Source organism: Amycolatopsis sp. NPDC003676, assembly GCF_053587275.1.
This window is the reverse complement of record NZ_JBSFNS010000020.1, coordinates 51,131-71,051: the sequence shown is the minus strand read 5'-3', so window position 1 is coordinate 71,051 and position 19,921 is coordinate 51,131. Positions and strand designations below refer to the sequence as shown.

Annotated in this window: 13 protein-coding genes; 10 read left to right on the top strand and 3 right to left on the bottom strand. The window is 70.4% G+C overall.

All coding sequences use genetic code 11. The annotated features are described in order from the left end of the window. Positions 1-54: 54 nt before the first annotated feature. From ACWDNU_RS15570 to ACWDNU_RS15560, 3 genes are read left to right on the top strand one after another with little or no spacing between them, the layout of a single operon-like run. Complete coding sequence (locus ACWDNU_RS15570; RefSeq protein ID WP_449669306.1) at positions 55-4,503, top strand: SDR family NAD(P)-dependent oxidoreductase; 4,449 nt, start codon at positions 55-57, stop codon at positions 4,501-4,503. After that, positions 4,500-8,843, top strand: a complete 4,344-nt coding sequence (locus ACWDNU_RS15565) for a type I polyketide synthase (protein ID WP_449669305.1) — start codon at positions 4,500-4,502, stop codon at positions 8,841-8,843. Before ACWDNU_RS15570 ends, ACWDNU_RS15565 begins: the two co-directional genes overlap by 4 nt. Then, positions 8,840-10,009 carry a cytochrome P450 gene (locus ACWDNU_RS15560; protein WP_449669304.1) on the top strand — a complete coding sequence of 390 codons (1,170 nt, stop codon included), beginning with the start codon at positions 8,840-8,842 and terminating at the stop codon, positions 10,007-10,009. Before ACWDNU_RS15565 ends, ACWDNU_RS15560 begins: the two co-directional genes overlap by 4 nt. A gap of 11 nt (positions 10,010-10,020) precedes the next feature. Here ACWDNU_RS15560 and ACWDNU_RS15555 read toward each other — a convergent pair whose 3' ends face one another. The 3 genes from ACWDNU_RS15555 to ACWDNU_RS15545 are packed head-to-tail and all read right to left on the bottom strand — an operon-like array spanning position 10,021 to position 12,033. Continuing rightward, positions 10,021-11,127 carry an MAB_1171c family putative transporter gene (locus ACWDNU_RS15555; protein WP_449669303.1) on the bottom strand — a complete coding sequence of 369 codons (1,107 nt, stop codon included), beginning with the start codon at positions 11,125-11,127 and terminating at the stop codon, positions 10,021-10,023. Further along, on the bottom strand, positions 11,124-11,615 hold the full coding sequence (locus tag ACWDNU_RS15550) for a hypothetical protein (RefSeq protein ID WP_449669302.1): 492 nt from the start codon (positions 11,613-11,615) through the stop codon (positions 11,124-11,126). Before ACWDNU_RS15550 ends, ACWDNU_RS15555 begins: the two co-directional genes overlap by 4 nt. A gap of 22 nt (positions 11,616-11,637) precedes the next feature. Further along, a complete protein-coding gene (locus ACWDNU_RS15545; RefSeq protein ID WP_370936754.1) occupies positions 11,638-12,033 on the bottom strand; it encodes an XRE family transcriptional regulator in 396 nt (131 codons plus the stop codon). Positions 12,034-12,190: 157 nt separating this feature from the next. On the opposite strand from ACWDNU_RS15545, the gene ACWDNU_RS15540 reads away from it, so the two are divergent. The 7 genes from ACWDNU_RS15540 (at position 12,191) to ACWDNU_RS15510 (ending at position 19,910) form a co-directional block, all read left to right on the top strand. Then, on the top strand, positions 12,191-12,730 hold the full coding sequence (locus tag ACWDNU_RS15540) for a ricin-type beta-trefoil lectin domain protein (RefSeq protein WP_449669301.1): 540 nt from the start codon (positions 12,191-12,193) through the stop codon (positions 12,728-12,730). A gap of 102 nt (positions 12,731-12,832) precedes the next feature. Continuing rightward, on the top strand, positions 12,833-13,876 hold the full coding sequence (locus ACWDNU_RS15535; protein WP_449669300.1) for a LacI family DNA-binding transcriptional regulator: 1,044 nt from the start codon (positions 12,833-12,835) through the stop codon (positions 13,874-13,876). 125 nt (positions 13,877-14,001) lie between these two features. Next, positions 14,002-15,324, top strand: a complete 1,323-nt coding sequence (locus tag ACWDNU_RS15530) for an MFS transporter (protein ID WP_449669299.1) — start codon at positions 14,002-14,004, stop codon at positions 15,322-15,324. Between the two features lie 16 nt (positions 15,325-15,340). Continuing rightward, positions 15,341-16,441: an extracellular solute-binding protein gene (locus ACWDNU_RS15525; RefSeq protein WP_449669298.1), complete on the top strand. Its 1,101-nt coding sequence runs from the start codon at positions 15,341-15,343 to the stop codon at positions 16,439-16,441. Beyond that, positions 16,431-17,948 carry a class I adenylate-forming enzyme family protein gene (locus tag ACWDNU_RS15520; RefSeq protein WP_449669297.1) on the top strand — a complete coding sequence of 506 codons (1,518 nt, stop codon included), beginning with the start codon at positions 16,431-16,433 and terminating at the stop codon, positions 17,946-17,948. Before ACWDNU_RS15525 ends, ACWDNU_RS15520 begins: the two co-directional genes overlap by 11 nt. After that, positions 17,945-19,132, top strand: a complete 1,188-nt coding sequence (locus tag ACWDNU_RS15515) for a CaiB/BaiF CoA transferase family protein (protein WP_449669296.1) — start codon at positions 17,945-17,947, stop codon at positions 19,130-19,132. The genes ACWDNU_RS15520 and ACWDNU_RS15515 overlap by 4 nt, the downstream gene beginning before the upstream one ends. Next, a complete protein-coding gene (locus ACWDNU_RS15510) occupies positions 19,125-19,910 on the top strand; it encodes an enoyl-CoA hydratase/isomerase family protein (RefSeq protein WP_449669295.1) in 786 nt (261 codons plus the stop codon). The genes ACWDNU_RS15515 and ACWDNU_RS15510 overlap by 8 nt, the downstream gene beginning before the upstream one ends. Positions 19,911-19,921 lie beyond the last annotated feature (11 nt).

The following is a 19,921-nucleotide window of genomic DNA, read 5'->3' as shown; positions in this document are numbered from 1 at the left end:
TGCTGCAATGCGCGTATCAGCTCTCCGCCGAGAGTGAACTGGTGAGGGGTGGATATGGAGCCGATCGCCGTAGTCGGGATGGCGGTCCGGTTTCCGGGTTCGAATGACCTCGCTGAATTCTGGCGGAATCTCCTCGACGGCCGCGATTGCATCACCGCGCTTTCCGACGACCAGATCCTGCGCGCCGGGGAAGACCCGAAACGCCTGGCCATGCCCGGCTACGTGCGCCGCCGTCCTCGCATCGACGCGCCTTACGACTTCGACGCCGCGTTCTTCGGCCTCACGCCGCGAGAAGCCGAGATCCGCGACCCGCAGTTCCGGGTGTTCCTCGAAGTCAGCCACGCCGCGCTGGAGCACGCCGGACAGGTGCCCGCCGATTTCCCCGGCCGGATCGGCGTTTTCGCCGGCGCGGGCAGCAACCGGTACGCCAGCGAACACGTCGAGCCCGACGCGCGCCTGCTGCGTTCGGTCGGCCAGCTCGCCGTCGACTTCAACAACGACCCCGACTACTTCGCCGCCAGCATCGCGCAACGCCTCGGCCTGACCGGGCCGAGCCTGACAGTCCGCACCGCCTGCTCCACGTCGCTGGTCGCCCTGCACCTCGCCCGCCAAGCGCTGCTCGCGGGCGACTGCGAGCTCGCGCTCGTCGGCGGCTCGATGATCGACCCGCAGAGCGAACGCGGATTCGTGCACGTGCCCGGCGGCGTCAACTCCGCGGACGGCTCGTGCCGCCCCTTCGCCAGCGCGGCCACCGGGACGAACTTCGGCGACGGCGTCGGCGCGATCGTGCTCAAACGGCTCTCCGACGCGCTGTCCGACGGCGACACCGTCCACGCGGTAGTCCGCGGCTCGATGGTGAACAACGACGGCGGACGCGGCACCGGCTTCACCGCCCCCAGCGTCGACGGCCAGGCCGACTGCATCACCGGCGCGTTCACCGCGGCGGGCATCGACCCGCGCACCATCTCGTACTTCGAGGCGCACGGCACCGGAACCGCGATCGGCGACCGCACCGAGGTCGCCGCGATGACCCAGGCGTTCCGCGCGCTCGCCGGGCGCCCGCTGCCGCCGGGTTCCTGCCTGCTCGGCTCGGTCAAGTCCAACGTCGGCCACCTCGGCGCCGCAGCCGGAGTGGCGGGCGTGATCAAGACCGTCCTCGCGCTGAGCCACGAGCGGCTGCCCGTGAGCATCAACGTGGACGCGGTGAACCCCGAACTCGGCCTCGCCGATTCGCCGTTCGAGGTGCTCACCGAGTCTCGCCCGTGGCCCCGCCAGCCGGGCTCGGTCCGCCGCGCGTGCGTGAACTCGTTCGGCATCGGCGGCACGAACGCCCACGTGATCCTGGAAGAGGCCCCGCCAGCCGAGCCTGATCTGCATTCGGGGGACCAGATCGTCGTCTGGTCCGCCGACGACCGGACCGCCGAGTCCCAGCTCCGCGACCGCCTCCGCGACTACTTCGCCGACCTCGACCCGACCCTGTTCGCCGCCTCGGCCCACACGCTCCAGGTCGGCCGGACCGCGCGCTCCGTGCGTTCGGCGGTGGTGGCCCGCGACCGGGACGATTTCCTCGCGCAGCTGGCGTCTGGCGTGCTCAGCTCGGAGGACCGTCCGCGCAGCGTGGGCCTGCACTTCCCGGACGAGTCGGCGTGGCAGCCCGGTTTGGCGAGCGGTCTTTACGCCACCGAGCCCGACTTCCGCGACGCCTACGATGCCGCATTCGCGGTCCTCGAACCCCTTGCCGGACCGGGTGGCGCACCCGGCCTCGCCCGCCCGACACTGTTCGTCCTCCAGTACGCGATGGCCGCCTGCCTGACCCGCTGGGGAGTGCGGCCGGAGAGCGTGACCGGCGACGGTGTCGGCGCACTGGCCGCGCAGGCCTTCCGCGAGGGCGAGATCTCGCGCGACCTCGCGGAACGCGTGGTGAGCGGCGCGGGAAGTCCACAACGGACTGAACCGCGAGCGGACCTGACGGTGCTGCTCGGCCCCGGCACCGCGTCCGCTCGCGTCCTGCCGGTCCTTTCCGACAACGGCCTCAACGATGCCCTTGCCACGTTGTGGGTCCACGGCCAGGACATCGACTGGCGCAGCCGCGCCCCGCGCACCGCCCGCCGGATCCCGGTGCCGGGCTATCCCTACCAGCGACGGCGACACTGGGTCGACTACCACGGTCCCGTCTCCGTTGACCAGCCGAAACCCGCCGGATGGACGTTGCTGCACGAGCGCTGGCGACCGGGCAGCGAGGCCCCAGCGACCCCAGTCCGAGGCGCGCGAGCGCTGGTCCTGCGGCCGGAAAACGCGCAGTGGGTAACGGATTCCGTAGCCGCAGCCGGGTACGACACCACCGACCTGCCCACCGCCGAAGCCTTGCGTGAGACTGCGGTACCGGACCTGATCGTCCACGCCCTCGGGGTCACCGACGAGGACAGCGCCGATCTGGAGACCAGCCTCTACAGCGTCCTGGCTTGTGTCCAAACCCTGGCGAAGCAACTTCGGTCCGCCTCGGCAACCCTAGCGATCCTGGTCCGGAACACCGTCGACCTGACCGGTGCCGAACCGCTCAACCCCGCCCGCGCCATGCTGAACGCCTTCGCCCGCACCGTCGAACGAGAACTCCCCACCCTCCGCTGCGTGCTCATCGACGTCGGTCCCATCGCGGCGACCTCCGTACTGGCCGCCGAACTCGCCACCCTGACCGCACCCCAGGTAGCCCTGCGCGGCCGCACCCGCTGGCTGCCCGACATCGTCGAAGTCGACGACACCCCAGTCGAGCCACGCCCGTTGCGGGACAACGGGATCTACCTGATCACCGGCGGACTCGGGGGAGCAGGCCTCGTCATCGCACAGGCGCTCGCCGACACCGGGATCCGCCCACGGCTTGCCCTGCTCGGCCGGTCCGCCACCCGCACCCCGGCGATCGAGCACCTCGAAGCAGCGGGCGCGACCGTCGCGGTGCTCAAAGCCGACGTGACCGACCCCGAATCCCTGCGCGGTGCCCTAGCCGAGGTTGAGCGCGCGTTCGGCCGAGGGCCGCACGGAGTCGTCCACGCCGCCGGAATCGCAGGCGGCGGCCTGGTCGAACGCCGCTCACGGTCCGATGTGGACAGAGTCCTGCGACCGAAGGTCCAGGGCACCCTCGCCCTCGAACACGCCCTGTCCGGAGCGGACCTCGACTTCCTCGTCTACTTCTCCAGCCAAGCCGGAGTGTCCGGCCTCCGCGGCAGCGCCGACTACGCCGCCGCCAACGCCTTCCTCAACGCCCACGCCGCCCGCCACCGCCTCCGCCACCCTCGCACCCTGTCGATCGCCTGGCCCGCCTGGGAACGAACCGGCATGACCGCCACCCCCGGCCACCGGGTCGTCATCGCCCCAGGTCAGACCTGGCAGCTCGACGAGCATAAGTTCGGCGGCGTCCCGGTGCTGCCCGCCACGGCGATGCTGGAGTTCGCCGTCACAGCCGCGCGAGCCCTCCTGCCGGACAGCTCGCCGGTCGGCCTGCGCGACACGCTGATCCTGCGTTCCCTGCCGGTCACCGAGCCGCACTACGTCGAGGTCGCCGTCTCCGCCGCACCCGGCGGTCGTCGCTTCCGCCTGCGCTCGAAACCCGTGCAGGGACAAGGGGAGTGGACCGACCACGCCGAGGGACTGATCGACGTCCCCGACACCGAACCCGAACTCGCCAGCCAATCGCTGCCCAGCGCGGCCCCGCACGTGCCCGCGACGGCGGCAGGCCCCGGCTTCGGATTCGGCCCGCGCTGGGAAAGCGAAATCCGCCGGTGGGGCGACGAGCACGAGGCGGTCGCCGAACTCGAGCTGCCCGAAAAGTTCCACGCCGACCTGCACGAACACCTCCTGCACCCGGCCCTCCTCGACGTCGCGACCGCCACGCTGATCGATACCACCGCCGACGCGGTGTTCGTCCCGTTCCGCTACCGCTCGGTCGCCGTCTTCGACCGGCTCACCAGCCGCGTCACGGCCCGCTCCCGGATGCGCGAGCGGACCAGCACCACCCGCGTAGTCGACGTGGACCTCCACGACACCGAGAACGGCAACCACCTCGTCGCGATCCGCGAGCTGACCTTCCGCGCCGTGCCCCGCACCGACTTCAGCCGCCCCACCGCACCGGCACCGACCTCGCGCGACCCGCAACTCGACCCAGCGGAAGCCGCGCAGATCTTCCTCGACGCTCTCAGCCGCGACCTGCCCGCGACGGTGATCGTCGAACATCTAGGCACTCCGCCCGCACCACCGGCGGCCGAGCCGACCCCGCCGCCCGGACAGCCCGTGGTCGAGGTCGTCCGTCAACTGTGGACAGACCTGCTCGGCAACCCGGACATCGGCCTCGACGACGACTTCTTCGACGTCGGCGGCAGTTCGCTGGCCGCTGTGCACATCGTGGACCAGATCGAACAGCGCTACGGCATCGCGCTGAGCTCGGGCGCGCTGTTCGAATCCGCGACCGTGCGCACCGTCTCGGCCACCCTGACCGACCGAGGAGCACGATGAGCGACCAGATCGCGATCGTAGGCCTGGCCTGCCGTTTCCCCGGCGCGGGCGAGGTCACGCAGTTCTGGGACAACCTCCGCGGCGGCGTCGCCTCGATCGCCGACCGCTCCGAGGAGGAACTCCGCGAGGCAGGAGTCCCGCCGACCCGGATCGACGACCCCGACTACGTCCGGGCCGCCGCGCTGGTAGCCGACCTGGCGGGATTCGACGCGGACCTGTTCGGCTACCGCCCGGAGCTGGCAAGGGCCACTGACCCGCAGCACCGGCTGTTCCTCGAATGCGCGCACGCCGCGCTCCAGAACGCCGGCTACGACACCGGCCGCGTCCCCGGGCGAGCCGGGGTCTTCGGTTCCGCCGCCCCGAACCTCTACGGCGCCCTGCACGTCAGCCGCGAACCGGCCGCCCGTGCCGCGCTCGCGTCGCTGGAGTGGAGTGTCGGCAACGAAAACGACTACCTGGCCACGAACGTCTCGCACCGCCTCGGCCTCGACGGACCCAGCCTGGCGGTCGCTACCGCGTGCTCGTCGGCCCTCGTCGCGGTGCACCTGGCCGCCCAATCCCTGCGGCAAGGCGACTGCGACCTCGCCCTCGCCGGAGCCGCAGACGTCCAGTTGCCCTACGGCCACGGCTACCTCTGGCACGAGGGTGCGATTGTGTCCCGCACCGGTCGCTGCCGCCCCTTCGACGCCGCCGCCGACGGAACCGTCTTCGGCTCCGGCGCGGGCGTCGTCGCGCTGAAACGCCTCGCCGACGCTGTCGCCGACCGAGACCACATCTACGCGGTGATCGGCGGCTCCGCAGTCAACAACGACGGATCCCGCCGGTTCACCTTCACCTCGCCCGGCATCGCCGGCCAGGTCGAACTCGTCCAGACCGCGCTTGCCCGCGCCGGGCTGACCGCCGCCGATCTCGGCTACGTCGAATGCCACGGCACCGGCACCACCGTCGGCGACCCGATCGAGGTCGAAGCGCTGACCACCGTGCTGGCGGGCTGCGGCAGCGTCCCGATCGGCTCGGTCAAGGGCAACATCGGCCACCTCGGCTCCGCGGCCGGGATCGCGGGCCTGATCAAAACCGCGCTGGCGATCCACAATGGACAAATCCCGGCGAGCGCCGGTTTCGCCGAACCCAATCCGGACATCGGCTTCGACTCCAGCCCCTGCTTCGTCACCACCGAACTCCGCGACTGGACGCAGCCACGCCGGGTCGCGGGCGTCAGCTCCTTCGGCATCGGCGGCACCAACGCCCACGTCATGCTCACCCAAGCCCCCGCCGTCGCCACCGAAGCCAGCGCGCGGCCCCGGCAGCTGATCACTGTCTCCGGCCGGACCGAAGCCGCCGCCAACGCCGCCGTCCGCGCGCTAGCCGAGACCGTGCGCGCGAACCCAGACCTCGACGTCGCCGACCTAGCCCACACCCTCCACCGCGGCCGGGCCGCGCACGCGCACCGCCGCACCCTGGTAGCGGCACCCGGCGAGAATCTGGCTCAACGGCTGGAAGAACTGGCGATCGACGGCCGCCCACCGGCTCCGCGCCGTCCGCCATCGGTCGCGTTCCTGTTCCCCGGCCAAGGCGAGCAGTACGCGGGAATGGGCCGCGAAATCGCCTCGCACGAACCGGTGTTCCGCCGCGAACTCGACCTTTGCGCCGACCTCCTCGGCATCAACCTGGACGAGGAAACCCTGCGCAGCACAGACCTCGCCCAACCCGCGTTGTTCGCCGTCGAATACGCCCTCGCCCAGCTCTGGATGCACTGGGGCGTGCGGCCCCGAGCCCTCGCCGGACACAGCATCGGCGAGTATGCCGCTGCCTGCGTCGCAGGGTGCTTCAGCCTGGAAGACGCCGCCAACCTGGTTGTCCTGCGCGGCGAACTCATGGCGAGCACCGCCCCGGGCGCGATGCTCGCGGTCCCGCTTCCTGAGGACGAACTCCGCGCCGAACTCCCGGACGGCGTGTCGATCGCCGCGGTCAACAGCGCCCGCAACACCGTCGCGTCCGGGCCCGCGCAGCTCGTGGACCAGCTCCGAAACCGGTTGACCGACAGGGGAATCCGCTGCGTCCCGCTCCCGGTGGACCACGCCTTCCATTCCGCGCTGATGGACCCGATCCTCCCGAAGTTCCGCGCCGCCCTCGCGGACATCGAGCTGGACGCCCCGGAAATCCCCATCGTCTCGAGCGTCACCGGCGGCTGGCTGACCGCCGACCAGGCCCGCGACCCGGAATACTGGGTCCGGCAACTGCGCCAGCCAGTGCGATTCGCCGACGCCCTGAACACGTTGTGGGACAACGGAGAGCACGCCCTGCTCGAAGTCGGCCCTGGTGGCGCACTGTCCACCATCGCACGCCTGCACTGGCGCGAAACCCGAACCGACTCCGCGCCGACCATCGTCTCCTCCATGCGCCACCGTGCGGACAAACGCACCGACGCCGACCTGCTGCTCCGCGCACTCGGCACCCTCTGGTCCGCCGGAGTCGAACCGGACTGGGACACGTTCTGGGCGGGGGAGAACCGCCGCCGTCTGCCATTGCCCGGCTACCCGTACCAACGCGTCCGCGCGTGGGTCGATCCGGATCCGGGCCGCCCGCCGCTGGCCGGGATGTACGGCGTCCCGCTGACCGCAGCCGAACCGCCGGCCGAAAAGACGCCGCTCGAACTGCCCACCTGGGCCGAACAACCCCTCGACCAGACCAGCGTCGGCGTCACCCCCGGTGAACCCTGGCTCGTCTTCACCGCAGGCTCACCGGTCGTAGACCACGTCCTCGACGACCTCCGCCGCGCCGGAGCCACCGTGGTCCGAGCCGAACCCGGCACCGAGTTCGCCCGCCGCGCCCCCGGCCGGTACACGCTCCGCCCCTCCGACCCCGCCGACTACGACGCACTCCTGACCGACCTCGCCGCCGCCGGACTAGCACCCCGCCGCATCGTCCACGCCTGGCTGCTCGACGAGGACAGCCTCGAACACGGCCTGTTCAGCCTGCTGGCACTCGGCCGGACGTTGGCCCGTCGGCAGATCTCGGTCCCGATCACCCTGACGATCCTCACCACCGGCCTGCACGAGGTCACCGGCACCGACCCGGTCACCCCCGCGAAAGCGACCGTCCTCGGCCCGCACCACATGGTCAATCAGGAGATCCCGAACCTGTCCAGCCGCGTCGTCGACCTCGCGCTGCCTGCCGACGTCCGGCAGGTCCTGGCGGAACTCGCCGCCACGGACGACCAGGTCGCCCTGCGCGGACGCCGCCGCTGGGTCCGCGAGATCCGCCCCCTGCCGAGCAGCCCGCCGCAATCCCTGCCCTCGCTGCTGCGCGAACGCGGGACCTACCTGATCACCGGCGGACTGGGCGGCATTGGCCTGGCGCTGGCCGAGGACCTCGCCCGCCTGGTCTGCGCGCGGCTCGTCCTGGTCGGCCGTTCCAGCTTCCCCGACCGCCCGGATTGGGACACCTACCTCGCCGAAGGCCCGTGCCCGATCCGCAAGCAGACCATCAGGCGCTTCAAGGAGATCGAGGCTCTAGGCGGCTCCGTCCTGGTCCAAGTCGCCGACGTCACCGACGAACAGGCCATACGCCGAATTCACGACACCTGCGGCCGCATCGACGGCATCTTCCATGCCGCAGGCAGCCCCGGCGGCGGGATGATGGCAGTCCGCCGCCGCGAGGACGTCGAAGCCGTACTCGCCCCGAAAATCACCGGAACCCAGATCCTGGACCGGGTTTTCGGCCAGGACCCGGACTTCCTCGTCCTGTTCTCCTCGGTCACCGCACTCGTCCCGACCTACTACGGCCAGGCCGACTACCTTGCCGCCAACGCCTATCTCGACGCCTTCGCCCACGCCAGCCCGTCCGGACCGCGGCACACCGTGTCGGTCAACTGGGACGCCTGGAGCGAGACCGGCATGCTCGCGTCCAACGATCCGCACAGCAACTACCTCCGCACCAGCGAGGGCCTCGACCTGCTCTGGCGAATCCTCGCCGCCCGCCTCGGCCCGCAGGTGATCGCCGCCCCGCGCGGCCTCGCCGAGGTCGGCCGCGAAGCCGCCCAGCGCATGGAACCCCAGCCGGTCCCGGCGCCTGCCCATCACTTGGCCCCGGTAGTACGCGAGGACCTCGCCGACGCGACCGACCTCCAGCGAACGCTGCTGCAGTTGTGGGAAGAAACCCTGGGCGTCCCCGACCTCGACCTGGACAGCGACTTCTTCGAACTCGGCGGCAACTCGCTCCAGGCCACCCAGTTGCTCGCCCGGCTCCGCGAACACCTGGACGTCGACCTGCCCGCCGCGACCCTGTTCGACCACTCGACGATCCGCGCCCTCGCCGACGAACTCAACGCACTCCGATGAACCTGGCCGACCCCCGGACTTTCGAGTCCGACCGCACCGAGTTCTGGCGCTCCACCCGCGCGCACAACCCCGTCTACCGCCACGAACCGCACGGCTTCTGGGTAGTGTCACGGCACGCGGACGTCCTCGCTGTCTACCGCGACGCCGCCCACTACACCTCCGAACGCGGCAACGTCCTGGTCACCCTGCTGGCCGGGGGAGACTCCGCGGCCGGCCGCATGCTCGCCGTCACCGACGGCCCGCGCCACCGCGAACTCCGCCAGATCCTGCAGCGCGCCTTCACCCCGTCGGCGCTCGACCGCCTCACTCGTCAAGTCCGCCGCAACACCCGCACCCTGATCGTCGACGCCGTCTCGGGCGGCGATTGCGATTTCGCCGCCGACGTCGCCGGCCGAATCCCCATCACGACCGTCGGGCACCTGCTGGGCGTGCCGGAGAGCGACCACGATTTCCTTCTGACCCAAACAAAACGCGCCCTGAGCTCCGACGACCGCGACTCCGACGAGCTGGAATCGTCCCTGGCCCGCAACGAAATCCTGGCCTACTTCACCGACCTGCTGGCTGACCGCCGCACCACTCCCGCCGACGATGTCCTCACCGCGCTGGCCGCCACCCGGCTGTCCGCCGAAGAAATCGTCCTGAACTGCTACAGCCTCCTCATCGGCGGCGACGAGACAAGCCGCCTGTCCATGATCGAGGCCGTACGTGCCCTCGCCGCCCATCCTTCGCAATGGGACGTGCTGCGCAACGGCGATATCGACCTCGCTACCGCCACAGACGAGGTCTTGCGCTGGTCGACTCCCGCGATGCACTTTGGCCGCACCGCGATCGCTGACACCGAAATCGCCGGTCACCCCATCGCGGCGGGGGAGGTCGTGACGCTGTGGCTCAGCTCGGCGAACCGCGACGAAACCGTCTTCGCCGAGCCGGACCGCTTCGACCTCCGCCGCACCCCGAACAAACACCTCGCCTTCGGCTACGGCCCGCACTATTGCGTCGGTGCCCAGCTGGCGCGGATCGAGCTCGCCGAGCTGCTCTCAGCGCTTCGCAAGTACGCGACCGGATTCGAGGTCGTCGGCTCGCCGAGGCGGATCCACTCCAACTTCCTGACCGGGTACAGCACGCTGCCGGTACGGTTCGTCCCGGACACGGCCGAGCTTTACTGAAGCCGGTGCCGTCAGGACACGCCCGGCCAGCGGAGCTCCCGGGAAACCGCAGTGAGCCAAGCGGTCTCGGCCGCAATGGTGGGTGCGAGACGGGGCGGCCGATAGTCCGCCGCGGTGCCGAACCGGCGGCCTTCGCGGTGAGCGGCCAGCGCGGCGACGATCGAAGCGGCTTCGATAGCTGCGGGTACCCGATCCGGGGCGATGCCCGTACGCCGTGCGGTGTACGCCGCCCGTTCGGCCACCGCGGGATCGAAGTGCTCCCGCAACGCGAGGTGGCCGTCGCGGATCTCGATGATCCGGCGGTAGAGAGCCAAATGCACCCCGCCGCCGGTGTTCAGGACGATGCCCGGCACCGCCTCCCGCATCACCGTCCACAAAGGACCAAGGCGGCGGTAGCCCAGGTAGGCGCGCAACCACCGCACGGGCGCACCCAGCCGCGGCCCCCACACGGAGAGCGTCGCGCCGGCGGCGGCGAGCGTCACGGCCACCGCGCCGAGCAGCACCGACGGGGTGTCCTCGGCGGCGCTGACCTGGCCGGTTGCCAGCAAGCTGTACATGTCCTCGACCGCCCACGCTGTCCACAACAGGCCAGCCGAGGCGCCAGCGATGATCAACTGAAGCCCGCGCCGCAGCGAACCGGGAGCCATGCGCTTGGCATACCGCCGGATCAGGACGATGAACAGCGACAACGCCGACGTGGCGGCCAAGGTGTAGATCACGTAGTAGATCAGCAACGGCAGGACACCGGACCCGCTCACCACGGTGTTCCCGTCGACCTCGCGGGCATCGGCGGCGGCGAACAGAACGGCGTTGACCGCGAGCATCTCGCCGGTCACGAGCAGGGTGCCGCGGACCTGTCGCCGCGTCGGTTCTCCCGGCGACAACGATCGCGCGAACAGGACGAGGAACGCGAGCGAGGCGAGCTTCAATTCGTCGCCGAGCAAGCCCGCCGTATTGCCGCCCCGGACGGCGAGCAGCGTCATGCCGACGGCCAAGCACCCGATGAACATGCACAGGTACCTGATCCCGGGCGGGGGAGCAGGACGGCGCGACTCCACCTTCGCGGCGACTGCGAGCAGTGCGCACAGACAGCCGGAGTACCCGATCGCCTCGATCACCCGAACCACCGCTCCACCAACGCCAGCCCGCGCGAACCGCGTGCGTTCCCTGCAGACGGTTCGCGCCCGCGAGCCGCACGGTGCGCGACCAGGGTGGCCAGCAATTCCGCCTCCTGCTCCTGCACCTCGGTGTACACCGAACGGCCGAGCACGCGCTGGACGAGTTCGGGGGAGAGGGTCGGCAGGAGCGCGCCGACGTCCACGTCGCCGCCCCCGGAGTGCCCGCACACGAGGTGCCCGATTTCGTGGAGCAGGATGTGCTGGCGGTGCAGCGCGGAAGTGTTGGCGGGCAAGAGAATGTAGTCGGCGCGGTCGGTGGACATCACCAGCCCGCACGGACCGCCGACGACCGCCCGGGCAGGCAGCAGCTCGATCGGCCGGCCCCGGCTCGCGGCGACTCCCCGCACGAACTCGGCCGGGTCGAAGGGCTCCGGCAGTTCCAGGTCGTCGGCGAGTTTCCGGCATCTTCGCCACAGCTTGCGATCCACGAACCGACCCCCCAGTTCCGCCTTACTCGCCGGCTTCTCTTCGCGCGATCGCGTCGATCATGTCGCTGATGGTCCCCAGCCCGGCCCTGGACAAGGTCACCGCCCGGAGCGCCACGTCCCGCACCCCCGCGTCGCGCAGCGCGCCGAGCAGTTCGAGCTCCTCGGCGATCCGCGCGCTCTGCTCGTCGTCGAAGAAATACGCGGGCGGCACCTGGAAAAACCCGGCCAGCGCCTCGAGATGCCGCTTGGTGGGATTGTCCCGGCGGCCCGTGCGCAGCTGCCAGAGGTAGGTGGCCGAAAAGGTCTCGCCCGTCGCCTCCCGGCAAGCGCTGGCGACCTCTTCGCTGGAGTACTGAACGCGGTCCGGCTTGCGCACGACGTCGAACAACTTCTCGATCTTCTCGGCGAGCGAGGCCATCGTCGGTCTTCCTCTGCTGGCGTGAACATGTCCGGCTTCCGGATTCATCTTAGTTGACAGCGGCCGTCCCGTCATCCAGGATCTGCCATGAGCTGAGATGAATGGAGTGATCGGCAACACTCATGTCAGCTGACATCCCGATGTGAATGGAGAAGCCATGACGAAGCGCAAACTCCTCGCCGGCGCAGTCGGCGCCCTGGCCCTGGCCAGCACAATGTTCACCGCGGCCCCGGCATCCGCGGCGCCCGCGACCGCGCCCAAGCCGGTGCAGCCAGTCGGCTACTACGCTTTCGGTTCGTACTACTTCAACGGCACGAAGTGCATCGACGAAGACTCGGACGACAGCAGAGGCGACGGCCGCAAGGTCTGGACGTACAACTGCAACGGCAGCTACAACCAGCAATGGGCCATCGCTCCGGACGGCTCCATCCACAGCACCAACGACGGCCGCTGTCTGTCGCCCTCGGCGACCGGCCTGGGCGACCCGGCCCCGCGCCTGGAGGGCTGGGGCTGCAACGGCCGAGCCGAACAGCAGTGGGTCTTCTACGACGACGGCACCATCCGCAACCGCCTCCTGGGCACCTGCATCCAGTTCGGTTTGGACCAGGTGAACAAGAAGGGCGTCTACACGTTTGTCGGCCAGTGCAACAACTTGGCCCCGCTGCAGGGCTGGGACGCGCACTACCTGCACAGCTGATCGGACTGCCTGGACGGAGCCTCTTGCCGGGCTCCGTCCGGGTGCCGGCCCCTGGCCCTCCGCGCAGCAAGCGCCCCGCCGCAAGGCAGTTACGATCGACGAGTGCCCACAATCAAGGATGTAGCGCGCCTGGCAGGTGTGACCCACGCCGTGGTTTCGCGCATCCTCAACGGCGACAAGGCGTTGCGGGTCCGGTCCGAGACCCGCGAGCGCGTGCTGGCGGCCGCCGCTGAGCTGGAGTACATCCCGCATCACGCGGCGAAGGCGTTGCGCGCGTCGCGCGCCGGGGCGATCGGACTGGCGGTGCACGACTTGAGCAATCCGGTGTACAGCGAGGTCATCAAAGGCGCGCAGGAAGCCATCAACCGGCACGGCTCGGTGCTCATGCTGGCCGACGCCGCCGAGCTGCACCGGGACGCGGCGACCTTTCGCCGGTTTGTCGCGAGCGATGCGATCGACGCTCTCCTGCTCCTGCCCGCGGGCGACGAGTCCGACGCCGCGATCGCGCACTCCGCCGCCGCGCGCATCCCGACGGTTCTGGTCAACGAGCGCTCCGCCGACTATCAAAGCGTGAGCGCGGACGAGCACACGGCCGGAATGCTCGCGGTGCGGCACCTGGCCGACCTGAGGCACCGGGAGATCGGCCTGCTGCACCTGGACGGCGAGACCCAGCGCGGCGCGGACCGGGTCGACGGGCATGTCGCGGGACTGCGGGAACTGGGCCTCGAACTGGACGACCGCTGGGTCGGGGACGGCGGCCACGAGCCCGAGTCCGGACGACGCGCACTGCTCCGGCTCGCGGAAAGCGGGCCGTTGCCGTCGAGCATTGTCGTGCACAGCGTGCAGGCCGCGGTGGGCGCGCTGATCGCGGCGAGGGAACTCGGCATCGACGTGCCAGGGGAGTTGTCGATCGTCGGGTTCCACGACATGCCTTACGCCGCATACCTCGAACCGGCGCTGACCGTCGTCCGGATGGGGCTGCGCGAGATGGGCGCGGCCGCGGTCGAGACGGCGATGCAGCTGCTCGACGGCCAGGCCGTGGACAAGCAGGTCAAGGTCACGGAACCGGAGCCGCGGATCGTCGCGCGCGACTCCACGGCACCGCCGCGCGCGTCCAGTTCACCGGGCGGTTCCGCCGCTCGTTGACGGCGACCCCGAAGCCCCGCGATTCGCTAGCAGGCTCCGATGCTGACTCTTTGCCAGGGTGGTAACACGTGTTACCGTCGCCTTGTTCGTGCTCGCCGGACCCCCCACGTCAAGGAAGACGCCTCATGCCGACCTCACCCAGCAGCAGGCCGCGGATCGTCGCGGCCGCCGTCGCCGGAAACTTCGTCGAGTGGTACGACTTCGCGATCTACGGCTACTTCTCCGCCGTTCTGGCGAAGGTCTTCTTCCCGGAAAGCCAAGGGTTCGTGGGCTTGCTCGCGACCTTGGCGATCTTCGCGGCCGCCTTCGTCCTGCGGCCGGTGGGCGCGCTGGTGTTCGGGCATCTCGGGGACCGGCACGGCCGCCGCTGGGTCCTGTCCGTCGTGATCCTCATGATGGCGGTCGCCACCGCGTTGATCGGCGTGTTGCCCACCTATAACCAGATCGGGGCGCTGGCACCGATCGCGCTCACCGTCCTCCGGCTCGTGCAGGGGTTCTCCGCGGGCGGCGAATTCGGGGGAGCGGCGTCCCTGCTGTTCGAGTCCGCCGACCGCCGCCGCCGGGGGTTGATGGGCTCGGCGCAGCCCGCGAGCATCGTGGCCGCGCTGGCGGTTTCGGCCGGTCTGGGCACCGCGCTCACCTCGGCGATGAGCGAAGAGTTCCTGCACGGCTTCGGCTGGCGCATCCCGTTCCTGCTCTCGCTGCCGCTCGGCCTCGCGGGGTGGTACATCCGGCGCCGGATCGACGAATCGCCCGCCTTCACCGAGCTTCAGGTGACCGGCACGCTGGAGGAGGCTCCGATCAAGGAGGTCTTCCGCTCGAGCTGGCGCATGATCATCGCGGGCACGGCGGCGATCGTGTCGTGGACGGCGGGCGGCTACGTCACGCTCCAGTTCCTGCCGACGTTCTTCGAGGGCGTCCTGAAGCGTCCGATCAGCCAGGGCCTGACCGCGTCGCTGGTCGGCCTCAGCGCGTACGCGGCGTTCGTCGTCCTCGGCGGCTGGTTGTCCGACAAGTTCGCGCGCTGGAAGGTGATGCTGGCGGGCGCGGTTTTGCTCGCCGTCGTGGCGGTCCCCGGCTACCAGCTGCTCATCGCGGGATCGACCGTCGCGATCGGCGCCGCGGTGCTGTTGTTCGCCGCGTCGCTCGGCCTGGTCGCCGGCCCGACTCCCGCGCTCCTGGCGGAACTCGCCCCGGGCAGCGTGCGGACCTCGTTCCTCAGCATCGTCTACGCGGTCGCGAACGCGGCGTTCGGCGGCGTGGCCCCGTACATCGTGGTGGCGCTCGTGTCGTCCACCGGATCGCTCCTCGCGCCCGCGTACTACCTCGTCGTGCTGCAGGTCGTGGCGATCGCCGGGCTAGTCGCGGTCGGCATCCACCAGCGCCACCGCACGCGTAATCCGGAGCCGCAGGCAGCGCGCCCGTCCAGCCCCGTTCATCACGACTGACAGGAGAAACCAGGCCATGACGCGCCTACGGGGGCTCACGTGGGACCACCCCCGCGCCATCGACCCCATCGTCCGCACGTCCGCGGAATACGAGGCCCGCACGGGAATCTCGGTCGAGTGGACCGCGCGGTCGCTTGAGGAGTTCGAGGACGTCCCGCTCGCCGAACTGGCGGACGAGTTCGACATCCTGGCGATCGACCATCCGCACGTGGGAAACGCCGCGCGCGCCGGTGCTCTCGCGCCGCTGCCGTCGGAGATCCTCGAGAAGCGGGCGACGGCTTACGTCGGGCCGAGCCTGCGCAGCTATGTGTGGGAGAACCGGCTCCTGGCCCTGCCGGTCGACGCGGCCTGCATGGTGAGCGCGGCGAGGGCCGGGACCGACCTCCCGCACACGTGGCCGGACGTCCTCGCGCACCTGGCCGAGCTAGGGCCCGCCCGCACTCTGCTCGCCGCGAATCCCACGCATCTGTGGGGCACTCTGCTGTCGATGTGCGAAGCCGTCCGTCCGGGCGACCTGCCTGGCTGGTGGGGTGACGACGGTCTGGACGCCGACACCGCGTTGGCGGCATTGGCATTGCTGCGCGAGGTGCTGGCACTGCTGCCCGAGAGGTCGTTCGAGGCGAACCCGATCCAGGTGCTCGACGAACTCGCAGGCACCGGGCCCGCGCGGTACACGCCGCTGGTCTTCGGCTACAGCACCTACGCACTGGACCGGCGCGTCGTGTTCTCGGACGCGCCGGTCGCGGCCGGGCGGACGGCCACCGGGTCGCTCGCCGGCGGGGTCGGTCTCGCCGTGTCGGCACGATCAGCCCGGCCGCAGGAGGCCGCGGACTTCGTCGTTTTCGCCACCTCGCCGGAAGTGCAGGCCGGGATCTGCCTGGCAGCAGGGGGTCAACCCGCCGCGGCGCGTGCCTGGCACGACCCGCTCGCCGGAGAATTCTTCAGCAGCACGCTTTCGACTATGCAGCAGTCGTTCCTCCGCCCTCGGGTGCCGTCCTACCCGCGGTACCAGCGCGTGGCGGCGTCGGCGCTGCACGACATGATCCGCGGAGGAGCCGACGACGCGCGGATCGTGGTGCGCCTCAACAACTTGTGGTCCGGTGCGCATGTCGGCTGACACTCTGCCGGAGCTCCTCGAACACACCTACGAAGCACGCGGGGCCGCGCCCGCGCTGCTTCACGACGGAAGCTGGCTCACGTTCGCCGAAACGGCCAGGCTCGCGCGAGGCATCCACGCCCTGCTCCTCGAACATGGCGCTGCCCAAGGAGATCGCGTTGTCGTGCATCTCGAGAACGGCGTGACGACCCGGCTGCTCGATCAAGCCCTGCTCGGATTCGGCCTCGTCCGGGTCGCCGTCTCGGCGAGGCTCCACGTCCGGGAAGTCGCGGCGATCTGCCTCGACGCAGAGGCGGCCGTGGTGTGCACCGACCCCGGACAAGCCGACCTGCTGCAGGCCGCGCTCCACGACGTTGGCGCTCGCACCTTCGTCGTGGGCCTGGATGCCGACCGTCCGCCCGCCCTTGGCGACGCGCAGACGACGGCACTGGTGCGCCCGCAAGACGACGACGTCGCAATGCTGATGTACAGCTCCGGCACGACCGGCGCGCCGAAAGCGGCTGTGGTCACGCAAGGCGCCTGGGTAGCGCGAACCCGGCACTCGCTCGCGTGTCTGCCTCCCGTGACGGAAGCGGACACAGTGGTCCTCGCAGCCCCGGCAGCCCATTTCGCCGGATCGGTCGCGCTCGACTGCTTCATCCAAGGCGCCCGGACGGTGATCGAGCGGCGATTCGACGCCGAAGCCGTCCTCGACCTGATCGACCGGTACGAGGGAACGATCGTGCCGCTCGTGCCAGTCCTGTTGGCCCGTCTCGTCGAAGCGGCGGCCGCACGACCCGCCAGCGGACGGCACATCCGCTGCCTCCCGTACGGCGGCTCCTCCGTGAGCACCGACGTATTGGTCCGCGCGTCCCGCCGGTTCCCGGGCGTGCTCACCCAGTTCTACGGACTCGCCGAAGCCCTCGCGCCGCTTTCCGTGCTGACACCGGCCGATCACGACGGCTCGGATTCGAGCCGCCTCACCTCAGCCGGAAGGTTCGTCGACGGCGTCGAGCACCGCGTCGATGACGGCGTCCTCGCAGTGCGGGGCAGCGTCGTCATGCCGGGCTACTGGCGGCGGCCTGACCTCGACGCGAAGGTGCTGTCCGACGGCTGGTTCGCCACCGGCGACCTGGCTCGTGTCGATGCCGACGGTTATCTGCACCTGACCGGGCGCAGCTCGGACGTCATCGTCTCCGGCGGGTACAACATCCAGCCGCGGGAAGTGGAACAGGTCATCGAGCGGGTCCCCGGCGTGGCCGACGTCGCCGTGGCAGGCGTGCCGGATCCCGAGTGGGGCGAGGCGGTGCACGCGTTCGTGGTCGTCGGCGACGACGCCCTGCGGGACCCGGGAACCCTGGCGACGACCCTGCGCGACGCGTGCGCGGGCGCCATCGCCTCGTACAAGAAGCCGCGGCACGTCCACGTGCGAAACAGCTTGCCGCGCAACCACTACGGCAAGCTCGACCGGCGGGCCCTGCGTGCTTCCGTCGCGCCCGAGCCGCCGACGAAGGAGGCAGACGCATGACCCAGGCGCTCGAAGGGATCCGCATCCTCGACTTCACGCAGATGATGCTCGGCCCGTACGGGACGCAGATGCTCGCCGACCTCGGCGCGGACGTCATCAAGGTGGAGCGTCCCGAGGGGGAGTGGGAACGCTCGCTGGAGATGATGGGCGGCCTGGTCGCCGGGGAGTCGGCCGCGTATCTCGCGATGAACCGCAACAAGCGTTCGCTCGCACTGGATCTGAAGGACCCCGCCGCGCGAGACGCCCTGCTGCGCCTCGCGGCGACGTGCGATGTCGTGGTGGAGAACTTCCGTCCCGGGGTCATGGACAAACTGGGCTTGGGCTACGACGACATCCGCGCGGTGCGGCCCGATGTCGTCTACTGCTCCGGGTCGGGCTGGGGACAGGACACACCATTCGCCCGCGAGCGCCGCCCCGGACAGGACCTCCTCATCCAGGCGATGTCCGGACTGGCGGCGGCCACCGGACGGCGCGGCGACCCGCCGACGCCCGCGGGGACGGCGATCGTCGACCACGCCACCGCGCTCACTCTCGCGAACGGCATTCTCGCGGCGCTCGTCGCGCGGGAACGGCACGGGATCGGACAGCGCGTCGAAGTGGATCTGTACTCGACCGCGATCGCCATGCAGTGCCAGGAGATTTCCGCTTTCCTCAACCAAGACGGCAGCTACGACCGGTCCGAGGAAGGCATCGGCCAGGCGTGGCTGTCGGCGCCGTTCGGCGTCTACGGGGCACAGGACGGCTGGATCGCGCTGGCGATGGCCCCGCTGGACGTCGTCGCGGACGTAGCGGGCGACCCGTCGCTCGCCGATCTCGATGCCTGGGCGGACCGGGACGAGGTCAAGCGTCGCCTGGAATCGCTTGTGCGCCAGGAGACAGCAGCACATTGGGTCCAAACTCTGGGCGCCGCAGGACTCTGGGCGGCGCGCGTGCGGACCACCGAGGAGGCCGTCGCCGAGCTGAAGGAACAGGATTCGGACCTGCTGATCACCACCGAGGGCCCCGACGGTTCCCCGATCTCGCTGATCGGCTGCCCGGTCACCCTCAGTGAGACGCCCTGGCAGCTCCGCTCTGCCCCGCCGCGGGCGGGCGAGCACACCGCGGAGGTGCTGCGCGAGGTGCTCACCGAAGAAGAGATCGCCCGCTTCACGACGCCCGCTGCGAGGAGTGCCGCCCATGACTGACGCCCACCCCAACCTGGTCGTGCGCGACGAGGGCGCGGTCCGGATCCTGCGGATCGACCGCGAGGACAAGCTCGGTGCCTTCTCCAGTTCGCTGATCGCCGCTCTGGGCAACGAGATCACGGCCCTGCGCGACGCCGCAGCCGTGCGCGCCGTCATCCTCACCGGCACCGGGCGGGGCTTCGTGGCGGGCGCGGACATCGGCGAGTACGGCACTTCCTCGCGCGCCGAATTCGAGGCATACCAACGACGTTCGCGGGTGGTCTTCGACGCGCTCAGCGCACTGCCGCAGCCGACCGTCGCGGCAGTCAACGGCTACGCGTTCGGCGGCGGCTTCGAGATCGCCCTCTGCTGCGACGTCATCCTCTGCTCGGAAACCGCCCGCTTCGGCCTGCCGGAAATCAAACTCGGCCTCATCCCCGGCGGAGGCGGTCCGCAACGGCTGGCCCGTCAGGTCGGCCCGAGGTGGACGAAGGAGCTGGTCCTCACCGGACGCACCGTTTACCCCGACGAGGCGCTCGCGCGTGGGGTCGTCGCGAAGGTCGTCGCACCAGACCGCTTGCCCGCGGAGGCGCTGGAACTGGCTACCACGCTCGCTCTCCTGCCCGCCGAGGCCGCCCGGGCGGCGAAGCAACGCATCGACGAGGGAGCGGAGCAGGATCTGGCGACGGCGCTCGGCGACGACCAAGCGGCGCTGGGCAGGTTGTTCGACACGCCCGACGCGAAGGAGGGCATCGACGCGTTCATCCAGAAACGCCCGCCCGCGTTCGGCCGTCTCTGACCTCGGCGGGC